At 57.7% G+C, this 442-nt stretch carries 1 protein-coding gene; it reads left to right on the forward strand.

Annotation, left to right across the window (positions count from 1 at the left end; all coding sequences use genetic code 11):
• Positions 1 to 76 precede the first annotated feature (76 nt).
• Positions 77 to 442 (forward strand): hypothetical protein (locus EXE42_RS18825; protein ID WP_158293751.1); only part of this gene is annotated, 366 nt, incomplete at its 3' end.

The following is a 442-nucleotide window of genomic DNA, read 5'->3' on the forward strand; positions in this document are numbered from 1 at the left end:
GTTCTTTATGTTGTGAACCTGTTTTGACACCACAGTTACCCGCGGATTTTTCTCTCTTCTCTCTCACATCGTCTGTATGGCCCCCGCAATCGCGCACTTCCTGCTTGGCGCCGCCTGCGTGCTCACCGCAGCGGTGCCAGTTGTCCTCCGATACGAGTTCGACCGTGAGCACGCACTGTGGTTAATCCCACTTGGTGGCGTCTGGGGCCTCATCCCCGACGCCCATCATATTGCGCCCGTCTTCGTTGAGCCGTTGTACGCGTTCCACAGCTCTCTCTGGGTCGAGTTGTTTGGCTTTCATTATACGCTCGATCGGCCAGCTGTGCGGGCGCAGTACGAGGCAAGTGTGTTTGGCGCCATTACTGTCTTTTTGATTGCTATTGCTGGGTTCTGGGTTGCGGGTCGCATTCGGCGTGTCGGTCCTGTTGCCCGTCGCCCGCGT

The sequence above is a fragment of the Halorubrum sp. SP3 genome (genome assembly GCF_005435195.1).
Classification (GTDB): Archaea; Halobacteriota; Halobacteria; order Halobacteriales; family Haloferacaceae; genus Halorubrum; species Halorubrum sodomense.